The 390-nt window shown below is 72.8% G+C and carries 1 protein-coding gene; it reads left to right on the top strand.

Features of this window, described 5'->3' with window-relative positions; genetic code table 11:
* Positions 1-353 (top strand): molybdate ABC transporter substrate-binding protein (modA, locus tag KDL01_RS42670; RefSeq protein WP_212534379.1); only part of this gene is annotated, 353 nt, incomplete at its 5' end.
* Positions 354-390: the final 37 nt, after the last annotated feature.

Below are 390 nucleotides of genomic sequence, written 5' to 3'. Positions count from 1 at the left end.
AGGTCGTGCTGTGCGACAGGACGGTGCCCTGCGGTGCGGCGGCGCAAACGGCCCTCACGGCCGCCGGCGTCGACCTGACGCCGGTCTCCTACGAGCAGGACGTCAAGAGCGCCCTGACGAAGGTCGAGCTGAAGGAGGCCGACGCCGCCGTCGTGTACCGGACGGATGTGAGGGCCGCGGGTGACAGGGTGGAGGGCGTGGAATTCCCGGAGTCGGCCGAGGCCGTCAACGACTACCCGATCGCCCTCCTCGAGAACGCCCCGAACCCGACGGCGGCGAAGGCGTTCGTCGCACTGGTGCGGTCGCCGGAGGGCCGGAAGGTCCTGACCGGGGCCGGATTCCTCGCGCCATGACCGGTCGGCACGGCACCCCGCCGGACCCGGGCGCGCC

The organism is Actinospica durhamensis, from assembly GCF_018139695.1.
In the GTDB taxonomy this organism is placed as follows: Bacteria; Actinomycetota; Actinomycetes; order Streptomycetales; family Catenulisporaceae; genus Actinospica; species Actinospica durhamensis.
Note: the sequence above shows the minus strand (reverse complement) of the source record. Positions and strands in the feature narration are given on the sequence as shown.